Here is a 1304-nt window from a genome sequence, read left to right as displayed (position 1 = left end):
TCCTACAACCGGGTTGCGGCCTTTGCGCGGGACTGGCGGACAGATCGCCAGCGCGAGCAACAGACCACGGGCCGCGGCACCTTCGTTCCGCTGTCTTTCCGACCGGGAGAGGCCTTCCAGTTCGACTGGAGCGAAGACTACGGGCATCTGACCGACGAGCGCACCAAGCTTCAGATGGCGCATATCAAGCTGTCGCACAGCCGGGCCTTCCTGTTGCGCGCCTACCCCCTGCAGACCCACGAGATGCTGTTCGATGCCCACTGGCACGCGTTCCGTGTGTTCGGCGGCGTGCCTGAACGCGGCATTTACGACAACATGAAGACGGCAGTGGATCGTGTGGGCCGTGGCAAGGAGCGGCAGGTCAACCTCCGCTTCCTCGCCATGGCCAACCACTATGTCTTCGAGCCGGAGTTTTGCAATCCGGCAGCGGGTTGGGAGAAGGGACAGGTCGAGAAGAATGTTCAGGACTCCCGCCATCAGGTCTTGCAGGGGATGCCGGGCTTTCCCGACCTTGCCACGATGAATGCCTGGCTGGAACAGCGCTGCCTGGAGGTGTGGCAAGAGACCCCGCACGGCACGCTGCCGGGCACGATTGCCGATGTCTGGGCTGAGGAGCGGGCCGCATTGATGCCGTTGCCGCCGGCCTTCGACGGCTTCATCGAGCTCAGTAAGCGTGTCTCGCCCACCTGCCTGATCAGCTTCGAGCGCAATCGCTATAGCGTTCCGGCTTCATTCGCGAACCGGCCTGTCAGCCTGCGGATCTATCCGGATCGGCTGGTCGTGGCGGCCGAGGGCAACATCCTGTGCGAGCATGGCCGCATCATCCAGCGCAGCCACAAGCTGCCACCGCGGACGATCTATGACTGGCGGCATTATCTTGCCGTTCTCCAGCGCAAGCCCGGGGCTCTCAGGAACGGAGCTCCATTTGCGGAACTGCCGCCTGCCTTCCGGCAGTTGCAGGAGCAGATGCTGCGCAAGCCCGGCGGCGATCGGGAGATGGTCGACATCCTTGCCCTGGTTCTCCAGCACGACGAACAGGCCGTGCTGACGGCTGTGGAGTTGGCCCTGGCCGAGGGCGTGGCGACCAAGACCCATGTGCTGAACCTGTTGCACCGGCTGGTCGATGGCAAGGTCATTGGCGGGCCGCCCCTTGATACTCCGCAGGCCCTGGCCCTGCGCCGCGAGCCAAAGGCCAATGTCGAACGCTACGACGGCCTGCGCACCCAAGCTGCAGGAGGCCGTCATGCGTCATGATCCTGCCAGCGGCGCCATCGTCATCATGCTTCGCAGCCTGAAGATGCACG

The 1304-nt window shown here is 64.1% G+C and carries 1 protein-coding gene; it reads left to right on the top strand.

Annotated elements, in window-relative coordinates:
* Positions 1-1254 (top strand): IS21 family transposase (gene istA / locus CHB77_RS17895; RefSeq protein WP_089389475.1); only part of this gene is annotated, 1254 nt, incomplete at its 5' end.
* Between the last annotated feature and the right edge of the window lie 50 nt (positions 1255-1304).

The sequence above is a fragment of the Paracoccus sediminis genome (assembly GCF_900188295.1).
GTDB classification, from domain to species: Bacteria; Pseudomonadota; Alphaproteobacteria; order Rhodobacterales; family Rhodobacteraceae; genus Paracoccus; species Paracoccus sediminis.
Note: the sequence above shows the minus strand (reverse complement) of the source record. Positions and strands in the feature narration are given on the sequence as shown.